Origin of the sequence: Raoultella sp. T31 (assembly GCF_002806725.1) — a bacterium.
Taxonomy (GTDB): domain Bacteria; phylum Pseudomonadota; class Gammaproteobacteria; order Enterobacterales; family Enterobacteriaceae; genus Klebsiella; species Klebsiella electrica.
Map to the genome: position 1 here is coordinate 72,878 of NZ_PIBO01000009.1, position 14,665 is coordinate 87,542.

Annotated in this window: 18 protein-coding genes; 3 read left to right on the top strand and 15 right to left on the bottom strand. The window is 52.5% G+C overall.

Features of this window, described 5'->3' with window-relative positions; all coding sequences use genetic code 11:
- Positions 1-15: 15 nt before the first annotated feature.
- The gene (locus tag CWM52_RS08935; RefSeq protein ID WP_100683769.1) at positions 16-1,074 is read right to left on the bottom strand and encodes a YncE family protein; all 1,059 of its coding nucleotides are present in this window, start codon (positions 1,072-1,074) and stop codon (positions 16-18) included.
- A 503-nt stretch (positions 1,075-1,577) separates the two neighbouring features.
- On the opposite strand from CWM52_RS08935, the gene CWM52_RS08940 reads away from it, so the two are divergent.
- The gene (locus tag CWM52_RS08940) at positions 1,578-2,180 is read left to right on the top strand and encodes a LysE family translocator (protein ID WP_100683770.1); all 603 of its coding nucleotides are present in this window, start codon (positions 1,578-1,580) and stop codon (positions 2,178-2,180) included.
- Here CWM52_RS08940 and CWM52_RS08945 read toward each other — a convergent pair.
- Together CWM52_RS08945 and eamA are read right to left on the bottom strand one after the other, a co-directional pair.
- Positions 2,175-3,068, bottom strand: coding sequence for a LysR family transcriptional regulator (locus tag CWM52_RS08945; protein ID WP_100683771.1), 894 nt, complete (start codon positions 3,066-3,068; stop codon positions 2,175-2,177). The two genes, CWM52_RS08940 and CWM52_RS08945, sit on opposite strands and share 6 nt — an antisense overlap.
- 109 nt (positions 3,069-3,177) lie before the next feature.
- Positions 3,178-4,077, bottom strand: a complete 900-nt coding sequence (gene eamA, locus CWM52_RS08950; protein WP_100683772.1) for an O-acetylserine/cysteine exporter — start codon at positions 4,075-4,077, stop codon at positions 3,178-3,180.
- A 191-nt stretch (positions 4,078-4,268) separates the two neighbouring features.
- Here eamA and ydeE point away from each other — a divergent pair, with 191 nt between their 5' ends.
- Together ydeE and CWM52_RS08960 are read left to right on the top strand one after the other, a co-directional pair.
- A complete protein-coding gene (gene ydeE / locus CWM52_RS08955) occupies positions 4,269-5,465 on the top strand; it encodes an efflux MFS transporter YdeE (protein ID WP_100683773.1) in 1,197 nt (398 codons plus the stop codon).
- A 117-nt stretch (positions 5,466-5,582) separates the two neighbouring features.
- Positions 5,583-6,053, top strand: coding sequence for a helix-turn-helix domain-containing protein (locus CWM52_RS08960; protein ID WP_100683838.1), 471 nt, complete (start codon positions 5,583-5,585; stop codon positions 6,051-6,053).
- A gap of 86 nt (positions 6,054-6,139) precedes the next feature.
- Here the strand turns inward: CWM52_RS08960 and CWM52_RS08965 are convergent, their stop codons facing one another.
- From CWM52_RS08965 to CWM52_RS09020, 12 genes are read right to left on the bottom strand one after another with little or no spacing between them, the layout of a single operon-like run.
- The gene (locus tag CWM52_RS08965) at positions 6,140-6,775 is read right to left on the bottom strand and encodes a lytic transglycosylase domain-containing protein (RefSeq protein WP_100683774.1); all 636 of its coding nucleotides are present in this window, start codon (positions 6,773-6,775) and stop codon (positions 6,140-6,142) included.
- Between the two features lie 23 nt (positions 6,776-6,798).
- Positions 6,799-8,562: a TadE/TadG family type IV pilus assembly protein gene (locus tag CWM52_RS08970; RefSeq protein WP_133121734.1), complete on the bottom strand. Its 1,764-nt coding sequence runs from the start codon at positions 8,560-8,562 to the stop codon at positions 6,799-6,801.
- Positions 8,563-8,591: 29 nt separating this feature from the next.
- Complete coding sequence (gene tadF, locus CWM52_RS08975; RefSeq protein ID WP_100683776.1) at positions 8,592-9,182, bottom strand: tight adherence pilus pseudopilin TadF; 591 nt, start codon at positions 9,180-9,182, stop codon at positions 8,592-8,594.
- Complete coding sequence (locus CWM52_RS08980; protein ID WP_133121735.1) at positions 9,175-9,699, bottom strand: TadE/TadG family type IV pilus assembly protein; 525 nt, start codon at positions 9,697-9,699, stop codon at positions 9,175-9,177. The genes tadF and CWM52_RS08980 overlap by 8 nt, the downstream gene beginning before the upstream one ends.
- Positions 9,690-10,115, bottom strand: a complete 426-nt coding sequence (locus tag CWM52_RS08985; protein WP_100683778.1) for an A24 family peptidase — start codon at positions 10,113-10,115, stop codon at positions 9,690-9,692. The genes CWM52_RS08980 and CWM52_RS08985 overlap by 10 nt, the downstream gene beginning before the upstream one ends.
- A 55-nt stretch (positions 10,116-10,170) precedes the next feature.
- On the bottom strand, positions 10,171-10,566 hold the full coding sequence (locus tag CWM52_RS08990; RefSeq protein WP_100683779.1) for a hypothetical protein: 396 nt from the start codon (positions 10,564-10,566) through the stop codon (positions 10,171-10,173).
- Entirely contained in the window at positions 10,559-11,032 is a 474-nt protein-coding gene (locus tag CWM52_RS08995) for a roadblock/LC7 domain-containing protein (protein WP_100683780.1), read from the bottom strand. The genes CWM52_RS08990 and CWM52_RS08995 overlap by 8 nt, the downstream gene beginning before the upstream one ends.
- A complete protein-coding gene (locus CWM52_RS09000) occupies positions 11,032-11,592 on the bottom strand; it encodes a GTP-binding protein (RefSeq protein ID WP_227521274.1) in 561 nt (186 codons plus the stop codon). The genes CWM52_RS08995 and CWM52_RS09000 overlap by 1 nt, the downstream gene beginning before the upstream one ends.
- A 44-nt stretch (positions 11,593-11,636) precedes the next feature.
- Positions 11,637-12,002: a roadblock/LC7 domain-containing protein gene (locus CWM52_RS09005; RefSeq protein ID WP_100683782.1), complete on the bottom strand. Its 366-nt coding sequence runs from the start codon at positions 12,000-12,002 to the stop codon at positions 11,637-11,639.
- Between the two features lie 31 nt (positions 12,003-12,033).
- The gene (locus CWM52_RS09010; RefSeq protein ID WP_100683783.1) at positions 12,034-12,495 is read right to left on the bottom strand and encodes a hypothetical protein; all 462 of its coding nucleotides are present in this window, start codon (positions 12,493-12,495) and stop codon (positions 12,034-12,036) included.
- A gap of 35 nt (positions 12,496-12,530) precedes the next feature.
- A complete protein-coding gene (locus tag CWM52_RS09015) occupies positions 12,531-13,832 on the bottom strand; it encodes a tetratricopeptide repeat protein (protein WP_100683784.1) in 1,302 nt (433 codons plus the stop codon).
- Positions 13,820-14,665 carry a type II secretion system F family protein gene (locus tag CWM52_RS09020; protein WP_100683785.1) on the bottom strand — a complete coding sequence of 282 codons (846 nt, stop codon included), beginning with the start codon at positions 14,663-14,665 and terminating at the stop codon, positions 13,820-13,822. The genes CWM52_RS09015 and CWM52_RS09020 overlap by 13 nt, the downstream gene beginning before the upstream one ends.

Genomic DNA, 14,665 nt, shown 5'->3' on the forward strand with positions numbered 1-14,665 from the left:
CGTCACAAAAAATCCTTAAAATTTAGTTAGATCAATCTTGAGAACGTAGTCAGCCAGGTTGCTTTTTTCGTCCTGTTTGACGCTGGCATAGAGCGTTCCGCCATCCGCTGAAAGCGCCAGGCTGTTGGGCATGGCCGCCGTTTTGATGGTGTGTTTAAGATGGTTGGTTTTCGCGTCGATGATGCTTATCGAGCGATCGTTACGATGGGTCACATAGATTTCATCGCGCCCGGCGTGATAGAGCACGGCGATGGAGTTTGGCGAAGCGATACGATCGACCAACTTGCCGGAGTCCAGCTGCACCACCAGCACATCGCGGTTATTGGTATCGGCGATATATCCGACTCCGGCGGCGGTGTTCAGGGCGATATTGAGGAAGTAGTGGTCAGATTCAGCCGGATCGACCTTCACCCGGAAAAGGAGTTTCGACGTTTTGCCATCAAGGGTCACCAGTTCCCCCTTGCCGGTGACTACATACACCTTGTCAGCGGAAGCATCCACGGCAAACCCCACCGGCTCGATGTTGTTCAACGTTTCGATAAGCTGCTGCTTGCGGGTATCGACGACCCAAAGCAGGCCTTTGCCTTTACGCCCGATTCCGGACACATACAGACGCTGATTAGGCTTATCCAGCACCACTTCGCGGACATGAGCCTGTTTCTCAGGATCCAAATCATCGCTGAGCTGAAGCGTTTGGATCACCTTATTGGTCTGCGTATCGACAAGCGTCAGCGAACCATCCAGCGCATTGCCCAAATACAGGATATGGTTTTCTTCATCCAGAGAGAGCGCAAAGGCGCGGCGTTCGGTGGCTATTTTCTCATTAATCTGCAGCGAATCGGCTACCAGTCGAAAGACTAATCCCGTCGTTTTATCTTTATCAAATGAGGGCGCGGAGGCGGCATAGAGTGTTTTCTGGCTGTTATCATAAGCCAGCTCATAAACGCCGTGACCAAGAGGCTGTGAGAGGAATGCCTGCTCGGTAAAATCCTTAGCCGGGGCAGAGAACACATGGAGAGAACTTGCAACGGCCAGCGCGCAGAGCGCAGCTTTCTTCAGGGATACAGTAGACATGTAATTTTTCTTTACAAGAATTTACGGAATGCAAATATTAATGAAAATTAATATCATTTTCAATTTCATTAATGTACATATTCCCTACCATTTTTTGTGGTCATCGAAGCCGCAGCGCTGCAGGCTGGCGAAAATGGCCGGTGGTGACGCCACCATGTTGTGAAAACCATCGGGTAACCCGTTGTCATATCATGATTCACTCCGCCAGACTTCCCCCATCGCTCTCGCCCGATGAAACGCCAGCGCGTCCAGCAATGCGCATCGCCACCAGAACGGGTTCACGCGCTTTGGTTGCAACTGTCCACCATTTTTTGCCGCACCAATCCCTCGCCAATCCAGCGCTGTACTCCGCCGCAAGGTGAAAATATCAAACACACCTTTAGAGAAAAGCCACTTACTCTCATCAATATTTATATGTAGCCTGTAGGTATATCAGAAAGGCTATTGTGCAATAAAAAAGAGTGTCCCATGCCTATTAAGCGGTTAACAGTCCTGGAGAAAGAATGATTTTAATTTTTACGATGTTTATATTTTCCCTCACTCTGTCATTTTCCCCAGGCCCGGTAAATATGCTGATTATATCGTCGGGGGCGATTCATGGATTCAGAAAAACATTGCCGTTGATCTCAGGCGCGACCACCGGTTTTACTTTATTGCTGATCGTCGTTTGTTTTGGCTTGTACGCCGCAATTGAACAATATCCTCTGTTCTTCAAATATCTCAACGCTGCCGGCGCACTGTTTATACTGTATCTGGGGTATAAGATAGCGTCATCTCAACCTGATTTGGCCTTGCAAAAGACCGAAACGCCGGGTTTCATTCAGGGATTTTTAATGCAATGGTTCAACCCGAAAGCCTGGACCGCCTGTGCATCAGGCGCGGCGTTATTTTCTGACCCGTCAACCAATGTGACAGTATTAGTGTTTATCATGATTTATTTTGTCGTCTGCTATCTCTCACTGGCTTCATGGGCGGTTATCGGCGACAAAGTTTCAATGCTGCTCAGGAGCAGACAACGCATTCGTACTTTTAACCTGTTGATGGGCGGATCGCTGATTGTTACAGCGGGCTACATGCTTTGTTTGCCACTCCTCAATCATTCATAATTGATGAGACTCAAAAGAATTATAAATGTTATTAATCAATTTATAGGCAATGCTGCTGCTCGATATATTCGCAGGCCATATTGCATATACCTTTAACGGTTCTAATGACCAGTCGGGGAGCACTTCCTGCATTTCTCCGTGCTTAACATCATCCTCACTCAGATAGCGCGGGGGAGCCGCCAGCCCAATTTGTTGCCTTGCAAGAGAATAGGACGCTTCAACATTATCCACGATAACCGTTGGCGTATATTTGATTAACGCCACTTCGCCATTTTTATGCCTGAACTCCCGGTTGTGCTGCCTCATCGTCAGGCCAATCCAGGGCAGATGTGATAAGTCATCAGGATGGTTGATGGGCTTATAATGACTGAGCAAACCCTTTGATGCGACCAGTTGCCGGGGCAGGACAAACAGATGCCGTGCTTTGAGTGAACTATCCGGGAGTTCCCCAATCCGAAATGCAACATCAATACTCTCGCCAATAATATCTTTACGCGTGTCGCTATAAGAAATGTTCAGGCGCACATCCGGATATTGTTGTATGAAAACCGCGAGGTGGCGCGTAAAGGCGCTATTAATAAAAACGGCGGGGACAGAAATATGCAGCTTGTTAGCCGTTGAGACAGAACGCTGTTTAAATTCAATAACCCCCTTCTCATAGAGTTCCAGCATAGCGTTGGCCGTCTCCAGCAAACTGACGCCATCGTGAGTCAGAGAAAGTTTTCGCGTATTTCTATATAGCAGAGCGCTACCCAGATTTTTTTCCAGTTTCGCCAGATGGCTGCTCGCCGTGGCGGTCGTCAGCCCTAAAGCGTCTGCGCCACCGGAGATTGAGCCCGCCTCGACAATTTTGGCGAACACAATCAGATAGCGGATGTCATCAATCATTTACATTCCTTTGGTCACTCATAGACGTTGAGGCAGAGAGTCAAGCGCTGAAGGCCAGGCCGGCAAACATCGCGCCCGGCGCAAAAAAACAGGCCGCTAAGGGCTTTGCTTATCTCGGTACCGCGCCCGTGCGCCACACCCGCAGGCCGAAAACGTTGATATATAGCCCGGCCATAATCAGCACGGCGCCCAGCAGCTGCAGGCCGTTCAGCGTTTCGCCGAGCAACAGCGCGGCGCTGGCCATCCCAACGACCGGCACCAGCAACGACAGCGGCGCCACTCGCCAGGTTTCATAGCGCCCGAGCAGCGCTCCCCAGATGCCATAGCCGACAATCGTAGCAACGAACGCCAGATACAGCAGCGAAAATACGGTCAGCATATCAATATGAATCAGGCTCGCCGCCATCGCCTGCGGGCCATCGATAGCCCATGACGCCAGCATAAACGGCAGCACGGGAATCAACGCGCTCCACACCACCAGCGACATAATCTGCGGCTTTTCGGCGCGGGACATGATCTTCTTATTAAAGATATTCCCGCAGGCCCAGCTCAGCGCCGCTGCCAGGGTCAGCATAAATCCGACCACCGGGACATGCTGGCCGCCGAGGCTGGCTTCCACCAGCACCAGAATGCCAAAAATAGCCAGCGCAATCCCGGCCAGCTGTTTTCCCTGCAGGCGTTCACCGAAGGCAAAGGCGCCAAGAATAATGGTGAAGAACGCCTGAGCCTGAAGCACCAAAGAGGCGAGGCCGGCGGGCATCCCAAGATTGATTGCGCAGAATAAAAAGGCGAACTGACCAAAGCTGATGGTCAGGCCATAGCCGAGCAGCAGACGCAGCGGGATTTCTGGACGGGCAACAAACAGCAGCGCCGGGAAAGCCACCAGTAAGAAGCGCAGCCCCGCCAGCATCAGCGGCGGCATATTGTGAAGCCCGACCTTAATCACCACAAAATTCAGTCCCCACACCACTACCACCAGCAGTGCCAGTAGCCCGTCTTTACGTGTCATACCCTGCCTCTATTGTTATATGGATTTTTGTGAACAAAATCAAAGTACCCAAAAAAACGCCCGGCGGATAGATCATTATTTTTGGCAGGGTGTGAAAGCACGCGATAGCACAGGGTTGCGCTATACAAGCTCCTGATAGAATGATATTTCTGAGCAGAACACGCTAAAAAACATTTCATCAGGCAAAGAACATGATACCGACCATCAGACGCTCGACCATCGCGTTGCTGGCGTCCTCGCTGCTGTTGACTATCGGCCGTGGCGCAACGCTGCCCTTTATGACCATCTTCCTCACTCGTCAGTACCAGCTTGAGGTGGATAACATTGGCTATGCGCTCTCCATCGCCCTCACCGTCGGCGTCGTCTTTAGCATGGGGTTTGGCATTCTGGCCGATAAGTTTGATAAAAAGCGCTATATGCTTATCGCCGTGCTGGCCTTTATCTGCGGCTTCATCGCCATTCCGCTGGTCAATAGCGTGGCGCTGGTGGTGGTGTTCTTTGCCCTGATCAACTGCGCCTATTCCGTCTTCTCTACCGTGCTGAAAGCCTGGTTTGCCGAGGTTCTGGCGCCGGAAAAGAAGGCGCGGATCTTCTCCCTCAACTATACCTTTCTGAATATCGGCTGGACCGTCGGTCCGCCCATCGGCACACTGCTGGTGATGCACAGCATCAACCTGCCTTTCTGGCTGGCGGCAGCCTGCGCCTCGCTGCCGCTGGTGGCTATTCAGCTCTTCGTTCAGCGTTCCCCGGCGGCGGTTACCCAGGATAACGCCACCCGCTGGTCGCCTTCAGTGCTGCTGCGCGACCGGGCGCTGATGTGGTTTACGCTTTCCGCCCTGCTGGCCTCGTTCGTCGGCGGTTCATTCGCCTCCTGTATTGCTCAGTATGTGCTGGTGGTCGGCGATAGCGATTTCGCCGAAAAGGTGGTGGCGGTGGTGCTCCCGGTTAACGCCGCCGTGGTGGTGGCGCTACAGTACGCCGTCGGCCGTCGGTTGAGCGCCAGCAATATTCGTCCGCTGATGACCTTTGGGACGGTCTGTTTCGTTCTCGGACTGGGGGGATTTATTCTTTCCGGCAACAACCTGCTGCTATGGGGGATATCTGCCGCCGTGTTTACCCTTGGCGAGGTTATCTACGCGCCGGGCGAGTATATGCTGATTGATAACATCGCCCCCGCTGGCATGAAGGCGAGCTACTTTTCCGCCCAGTCGCTGGGCTGGCTGGGCGCCGCTTTCAACCCGATGATTAGCGGATCTATCCTGACCCATATGCCGCACTGGTCGCTGTTTGTGGTGCTGATGCTCGCGATTATCGTTGCCTGGCTGATGATCTTGCGCGGAATGAAAGTTCACCCGTGGCGCAATGGCTGTTCGATCGTCAGCGCCTGAACCCAGGCGTCATGCGGCTGTCGGGTTAATGTCGTGCAACTGTCGGCTGCGGATCGTGGTGCCCGACAGTGCCTGGAACCACACTCCATCTCAGGTTTTCACCCGGAGATAAATATGATGAACAGCAGTAATCAGGTTAAACAATTACGTCTGCAGCGCGCCTGGTCCCAGGAGCAGTTGGCCGAACTTGCCGGCCTCAGCGTGCGGACCATTCAGCGCATTGAGAACGGCGATCGCCCGGGGCTGGAAACCCTGAGCGCCCTTGCCGCAGTTTTTGAAGTGAACGTGGGCGAAATAACCGGTGACGCCCCGGCAGGCCACGAGCAGTCTCTCGATTTACGTATCGAAGAGGCAAAAGCGCGCGTGCATCAGGAGAGTCGCTTTTTCCGCTCCTTGTCGACCGCCGTGGTGGTGTGCGTGTTGCTGGTTTTACTCAACCGGTTTACCTCTCCGGGCCACTACTGGTCTGCGTGGGTCGCCGGGATCTGGGGGGCATTGCTGCTGGTGAGAGGCTTGCGCTTGTTTGTTTTCGGCGAATGGATCCGCAACTGGCGTCAGACGCGGTTGCAGCGGCTGCTGCGCAAATAGATTTGCCCCCCGCCGTCGTCCCCCGCTTGCGCTGACGCTAAGCGGGGCTACGAATGGCTACGGATGGCTACGCAGGCAGACCCCGGCTAGTCACCCCGCAGAGCTTTCACGCCTCGGGGCGATGATGCGCCGGCTATCTGAGATAGCTTCGCGCCGGGCGACGTTGGCCGGTTTTCTTTTGCGCTGGGGACTTTTGCCGTTGGGCGAGATTGACCGTCGGGAATCACCGCAATAGGGACCGCGCCGCCTGCCGTAAGCGTCGGCTTTACCGCCATGATCCGCTCAACGTAGCTGGTCTGCGCCTGGCCTTCAGGGAGAAAGCCGCGGCGGAAGTTGCCGCTGTAGTAGCAGGAAAACGCCGCCAGCTGCGCCTGTTGCGGGGAAAACTTGACCGACGCGCGGCGCAGGCATTCATTAAAAATACCGGCAGCGGCGCGGGCGTTATGACAAGGATCGAAAACGGTTTCATAATCCAGTCCGTATTTGTCGAGATTGTGCCGGTTCACCTGACCCAGCCCCAGCGAAAAATTCCAGCCCGCCTGCGCCAGATACTGCGCGGTAGCGACAGCTTCTTCCTTATGGCGCGGCTGACGAGCCAGCCGCCCGCCCACCACGCCAATGGCATAAGGATTAAACGACGATTCCACTTTCATTAAACGTTCCAGCACCTGGGGAGCGACGTCTGGCGCGCACTGATTAGCCAAAACAGCCAAATCCAACACTCTGACCTCCTGTCTCGCGGGGGTTATTCCGGCTCATTTTTATTGATAAATTTCACCGAGGATTTTTTAGCAATCCCCGTCAGGACGTTAATAATGTCCTGATAGTTGGTGGCAAGGAACACGTTGTCACCGGCGCAATAATTGCGCCACAAATTAAGGGCATTGGTAGTTTCCGAATTATTAACCGTAAAAATAAAAAAGATATCGGCCACCTGAGTCGGGGTTCCCTGCGGGTAACGGAGTAGTCCCTCCCTGACTCGCCGGCAAAGATCGTACGTTTTAAATAGCCGCTCGGTCATCGCATAGGGTCCACTGGTCGTGCTGCCGGAATCAATACCATCGGATATCACGATAATTGCTTTTCTGGGATTGGTGCCTTTGGCAACTACCGGTAGGGATCGTAGCAGGCCAGAGGTCACATGAGTGGGTGAGCCATTAACAATCCTCATGTTATTAAACTCATCAATAACACTAATATCGTTTGTTAGCTCTATAAGATAGGACTTAGGTTTTGCTGTCTTATCCTTCAGGAGATTGACCATCTCGAAACTAAAATCCATTGCGTCAAATGCAGAATAACAATCCAGATCAAAAGGCCGCATCGACCGCGATCCAATCATATGTTTAAAGGTGATAACCGCCTGTTCTGAAAACATATATCCATCGGCAAACATCCCCTCATAATCCAGGGTTTCATTATTCGTGATTGCATAATTCGCGCCGTCCCTCAGCATTAAATCATGAGCCGCTACACGCGATTCAAGAAACTCATCATAGTTATCAAACAACCTTGAACGCGGATCGGCATCACAGCTGTACACATCTCTACCCACGCTGCTGCCATAACTCGCATTTTTTACGCACCATCCTTTCGTAATCATATTATCCATACTATTACCGGTAGCCGGACCAATCACATCTTGATAATAGCTATATAATGAACGGTCATAACTATAAGACTGAGCCTTCTCAGCAGGAGTATTAGAATTATTGATGTGGAATTTATTATACCAGAAATCAAGATCGACTTTTTGATACTGTGGCTTTAACTTTCCTACAAAAGAGCAACCCACGCTTACCCCACCCGCAATATTTTCGCCCGGCAGGATAACTGGCACACCAATACTGAATGGAATAATGCTTACCGTATTACTCACCGAATCATCATTTAATATATCACTGATGAAATCCGTCACAACCTTACGGAGCAAGGTAATTCTTGTCATCCCCGGCTCTGATGAGAGCTCTTGCATTGAACCCGAAAAATCCAGTACCAGAGCGTAATCAGTCGGGAATCTGACGACTTCAAACGTTTTTCTGACCACTCCCGCGCCGCTGTCGGCACGAATATCCACCGCGGAGTCAAAACCGACCTCTTGCTGCGCGCCGATTATTGGCCGCATGCTGGCTTTACCGCTGGCGGTATAGTCCACGGAGTCAAGTTTGCCGGTTTCCGTGGTGCTGTAGTTCACCTCTACCGCTACGGCCAGATCGTTTTTCGCGATCGTCGCATCCGGCACATAGTAGGAAAGGTAGTTATGCACCAGCGTAATATTCTCCGCCTTATCCGCGGCGGTGGTGTTGCGGTTGTCGAGAATCGCCACCGCCAGCACGCCTTGATTAAGGCCATCTGCCAGCCTGGCGCGACTGCTTTGTAAATTAGCGCCATCATAGGCCACCGAATAAAACATCATTATCAGCGGAAACATAATGGCAAACATCACGGTTATCGCGCCGTACTCCTGAAGCAAAAGACGCACGATAAACCGTAAAAATCGGTTTCGCATAATTTTCACCTCGCCCATAAGGAACGGTATTAACGCGGGATCACCGCATTGCTGATGGCAATATCGCCGATCTGTATTCCGGCGCTATTCAACGCGCGTTTAAATAAACTCTCGCCGCCCGGCAGACACATCGTCACCTGATAAACCGGCAGCCAGCGCCCTTTCGTATCCCACGGCGACAGCGCCGCAATCTGCGCGCTGGTTATCGCAACCCGGCTGCGGCAGATCCCGGTCCCCCGGGAGAAGGACTGAGTATTCAACAGGTTTTTTTGCGCTTTGCTGCCGCTGGATTGAAAGAAGGCGGCTTCCACCACCAGCTGATAGCGGCTGTCTGCCAGACGGCTCTCCTCTAGCAGAACACCGGCCAGATCGTAGAGATCGCTGACCTCCTGCTGACTTAGCTCCTCTCTTTCGCCATAGAAGACGGACCTTTCGCGTACCACGCTGGCCAGCGAATGGGTGACCCGCTCGAGGTAACTTTTATTCAGAAAGACGGCGCTGAAATCCACCAGCAGCGCGCACAGCACAAAAAAGACGACGAAGTACAGACCGGCCTCAATCGCGACTGACCCTCGATCGTCGCGTAGCGCGCGTTTTATCTTGCCCATCGTGTTATTCATTATTTTCTGCCTCACGCTGAAATTCCTGTACCAGTAAAATCCTGCGGCTTAGTTCCTGGATGACGCTTTGCGAAGGAAAGAAGAAAAACAGCGGCTGATAATCAGTGGTCACTTTATAAAATGCCAGCGGCTTATTATGCGCATCCGTGGTGGTGCAAGTGTGGTTAATCACCGCGGAAATACTGTCACACCAGCTAACCGAAATCTGGACATGTACTTCACGGGAAATGAGCGGCCAGTCGGCCATGCGCTTATTGATTTCGGCATTAAAATATTGCTGATAATTGTCTGGCACTCTGGTGATCGCCGCTATATGGCCCGACTCGGCGATAATCAGATCGAGCGCCGAGGAAATAAAGACCACCCGGCACATCTCGGCAATAAAAAGTATCGAAATAATAAAAGGAATAAACACCATGGAAAATTCCATAGCAGCAACGCCATGTTCAGCGCATAAATAATGCCGCAGACCGTTTTTTATCTTTTTAAACATACATTCACCAATGGTTATACCCACAGCTGTAGCCAGTACCCGCAGCTGATGGCCAGCGCATATGGCACCGTCGCGCGTTCCTCGCGGGCGAAGAAATAAAAACAGAGCAGGCTGACAATGGCGACGGGAATACCCGCGATGGCCGTCAGCAGCAAAAAATTGCCGGTCTCCGGTACTGACAACGCCACCGCCAGCGCGCACACCAGCTTAATATCCCCGGCGCCCATCAGCTTCGCCATCACGGCGATAAAACCCAGCGCCAGCAGTATGCCGGGGAGAATGAACGCCGGATAAGGCATATGCGTAAATCCTGCGAGACAGGAGAGCAGCAGTATCAGCAGCGTGGCGCGGTTAGGTATCCGCCGCCAGCGGATATCCATATAGCAAATATAGATAAGCACTCCGCTGATACCGGCAGTCAATAGCCATGCGATATTCACAATAATCCCTTATTCTCCACGCATCATAAAAATGCGGTGTTAAAAAGAACCATGTTTATTCAGGCGAGAGATTCTCTGGCTGCGTCAGTTCATTATTTTCAGGGTCCGGCAGCGTACATGCCTGGAGCCAGGAAAAATAGCTGGTCACGCTCTCGATGATTCTGCTGTCGCGATCGTAAAGCACCGGAGCCAGCGCAATGGCATCGCTAAGCATATCGGCAGCCGTTAATTCAACCGCCTGCAGCAACAGAAGCGAGAAAATATCTTGCGGGATCGGCGTCTCTTTCTGCAAATGGCTACACAGCGAATGTAGCCACTGGTGATACCAGTTCAGGCGCTGCTGAATTAATTCTGCCCTGTTATCCAGGACCGGCGACACGGAAATAAAACCACAGCTCATGTCTGCCGAGCATAATCTGACGGCGAAGGACATCGTTAACGGATCATTCATAATAATATTCCTGTGGCGGCGGCAGATCGGGCTGCGCATGGCAGATCTCAGCGATGGCCGCCGCCAACTGACGCAGCAGCCAGAACAGTTGCCCGAGGGGCTCCTGTGCGGAGGCCACGACGGTCAGACATAACGGAAAACGCTGCGTAGCGACCTGCCAGAGCAGGATATTGTCCCTCTCGCCCTCGACGGTGATGGCTTTCTGCTCTCCGGCCGCGATTTCATTTAGCATCGCGGCGCCAACCCCCAGCAGAGAGCTGGTCATCGCCGCGATTTTATGTAACCGCCCGGGATCCTCTTCTTTGAGAACGGCCGCGACCTCATAACCATCGGCGGTCGCCACCAGCAGCTCCCCCATCACGGGATAATTCTGGGCAAACTCCAGCAGCAGTTGCTGAATCTGCTGACTGAGTTCAGTCGACAGGGTACCGGCATCTTCAATCGCAAACGGAAGTATGCTTGTCATCAGGAATAAACCTCTTCATTTCTGGCACGCTCAAGCAGGCAAAACAGCACCTTCAGCAGAAATAAGACCCTTTCCGGGCTGCGTGCATCCAGCGTCGCGACGGGAAGAGTTAGCCCCTCCTCCCGCAGCAAGCGCTGGTATTGTTCAAGATCAGGTAAGGGGGACAAATCGCACTTAACGATGCCCAGCAGCACGATCGCATTTCCCGCCAACGGGCCGGTTTTCAGCGCCCGAAACCAGCTGCGAGTCTCTGCCAGCGGATCTGGCCGGTGATTATCGGCCAGCAGCAGAATACCGACGCTGCCGCGTTCCAGGATATCGCGCATAAACGTGAAGCGCTCCTGCCCCGGAGTGCCGTAAAGCCGCATCCGGTTTTGCCCGCCAGGAATAGTCAGCTCGCCGTAGTCAAAACCGACGGTGGTGGTGTCTTTCTCTGCGTCGCCGCGGTCCGATGCCAGCACGTCCGTTGACACGACGTTGATTTCACTGACGCTACGGATAGCCGTGGTCTTACCCGAGCCGCTGCGTCCTACCAGGATCACCTTATAGTCTTTCATCATCCCGAACCTTATGTCCTCCGCCCGCACTACGCGGGCGGGGTTACTTATAAAATGACGATGGCCTCTTCGACGTCCGTCACTTTGCGTCTGGCCAGCGCCAGATTTCCATTGCGGCGATCGAGAATGGTATACACGAATACCCCATCCACAGCCCTCACCGGTCGGAGTATGTGGTACTGTTTGCCCAGCGTAATCAGGATGTCTTCCACTTCATCTCCGGTCGCCATTAATTTCAGCATCTTGATATTGGCGCGCAGAACGTCAGTAATGGCCGCGGCGGCAATTTCAATATCCAGACCGGCAGAGCCCACGCCGTGTAACAGCATGCCATTACGGGCATCGACCAGCGCCGCCCCCAGCGCGCCATCAAGGTTAACCAGTCCATCCAGTAACTTTTCCATTTCAGCCATTATTTTCTCCTGTAAATTCATTCTGTTGTGATTAATCAGTGACTTTTAAGTCATGAAGAACTTCTTTAACATTTGCCAGCAGAATATTATCGATAGAGAGTCCTTCGACCTTCAGTTTTAATATCTGGCACCAGGGCTTCATGCCCGGCGTATAGCAGCTGACGACCGCATGAACCTCGGAGGTCAAACAGAGTTCTTCATTGATAGTCGCATGCAGCGTGTATTTATCGCCGACGCGGAAACGTTCAGTTCCCGGCAACGCAAACTCGTGAATAATAATGGGCGAATATTCCCGCAGCGCGGCAATCTCAGCGTGTGATTTTTCCCAGTTCAGCACGCCAGGAATAATACTTTCCGTCGTTTCCCAGGGCCGGGGCAACGACATATCCGGCCTGTTACGATAGCCGCGTAATACGCCATCTGCGCCGATCATCAGATGCGTGACGCCCGCCGGAACCTGCACCAGCAGATCGTTGTATTCATAAATTTTCATAATGTTTATTTCCGTATAAAAACAGACCCGGCGGTTCAGCCGTAATAAATATCAAACACCAGTCGTTCCCCTGGAACCTTACCCGCGGCGAGGCGGAATACCTTCGCTTTTGCCAGTGAGTGGGTAAATTCAAACTCAATTAAAACAGCATCCGTTTGATTCTGATAAAACGTCAATTTATTGATATTGGGGTATTCTCTGGGAATATCGTCAGCCGCACGCAGCAACGCCTGCCCTAGTCTGACATTCTGTAATTCAAAAATACGCTTATTTTTATCCGCGCTGGGAAGTTCGCGGAAATTAATCGCATGCTGCGACTCCAGCGTCATGCGGAAATATCCGGGGTGGCGTCCGGAGCGAACCGCAGAAACGTCTTTCAGACCGCTGGTTAACGACAAAGACGCTTTTTCCACCAGCCCTGCCGGCTTCGCCGTCGGCTGATTATCCAGGAGCCGGGTTATTTCATCCTGAGTGGAGACCGATGTGCGTTCAGCGGCCGCCGTTTTGAGCGGTGGCGGTGCGATGCCGGTCTGGGCCCCCGATTTCACCGCTGGCGCCGCGCTTTTCGCTATCGACACCGGAGCCGGGGCCGACAACGCTGCCGACCGCACGCGCGGGCGCGGATTCACTTTCGCCAGCGCTTCCATCAACCCGTCGCTACGGTCGGCCATCTTTTCCTGCTGCAGGATGCTTTCCGCACCGTTAAAGTCCTGGAGCTTCACCAGCACGTAGACGAGGTTATGCAGGACTTTCTGGCTCGCATGCCCCCTGCCGTAGAGAGAAAAAAGATAGTCTCTGGCGGTGGCGTAATCGTTTTGCATAATGGCCAGCATCGCCAGGTTATTAATCACGATATCGTCATCGACAAAGCGCTGCCTCGCGCTATTAAACGCGCGGGCCGCCCCGGTAAAATCGCCATCTTGCGCCAGCAGGATCCCCTGCATATTCCAGGCCTCGCCGCTTTGGGGGTTCTGCCTGAGCACGCCGGCAACCATCGCCTGCGCTTCGCTATAATTGCCGAGCTCCATCAGGTTTTTACTTGCCAGTAATAATGCCCGTTCATCGGGATTGTTGGCGATGAGCGGCTGCAGATACTGGCGGGAAGAGTCGAAATCCTCCGCCAGATAGTAGTATTCCGCCAGCTGGTAGCGGGTATCCTTATCCTCTTTACGGCTGAGCTTTTCACGGTAGAGCTTGATCAAGCCGTTATAGTTATTGACCTTACTGAGAATATATTCACGCTGACTATCATTGAGTTCACCGCCGCCGGTTTGGCTCTGGCAGCCGCCCAACGCCAGCAGCGCGAGAAACGCCGTAAGAGAGATTATTTTGACCACATTGACACCATCCCTATAATGCCTGGCCCCGCAACGATGACCAACAGCGGAAACATAATGAAAGCGATCATCGGCAACGTCATTTTTGCTGACAGGCTGGCCACCTTCTCTTCGGTACTCAGCAGCTGCAGTTCGCGCATCTCTTTAGAAAGGTCGATCAACACCTGATATATTGACGAGCCATATTTAATACTTTGCTGCAAAGTCGAACACAGCATTCTGACTTCTGTCCCCGGAACCTCCTCATAGAGTTGTTCCAGCGCGGAGTTAATCCCGTTCACCTCTGTTTTGAGCATCGCCCTGTCGAACAGCGTGGCGATATTGGGATTAATGGCATAGGTATTGTCGGCGATATAACGCAACGCTTTTTCAATGGTCATCCCGGATTGCACGCAGACAGCCAGCATATCGATAACGAATGGCAGGTCGTCAGAAATCCTTTTCATGTTTTTTTTAATGGTCATTTCCTTTACCAGATTCGGTAACAGAATAACCACCACCACGCAGGCCAGTACGCAAAGAAATAACATCTCACGGGAAAATGTATAAATCCCGGTCGCATCCACGAATACCAGCAGTAGCGTCGCGATAACGATGATTAACGTTTTAGCGACAATGTTTTTATCCAGCATCGCGGTCCACGAGACCAGACGACTGGTTTTCCTCATGATTCGCTCAACCGGCGTTGTATTATCCTGTGGGATAAAAGCGTACTGCTTGCTACTCTGCTCCAGCAGGTGATAAATACGCTGCCGACGTCGCTTCAATAACCAGATCCGGGTTAATCCCCCGGCACCTGAGACCAGCAGGATTAGCGCAAGAATATAAAACAT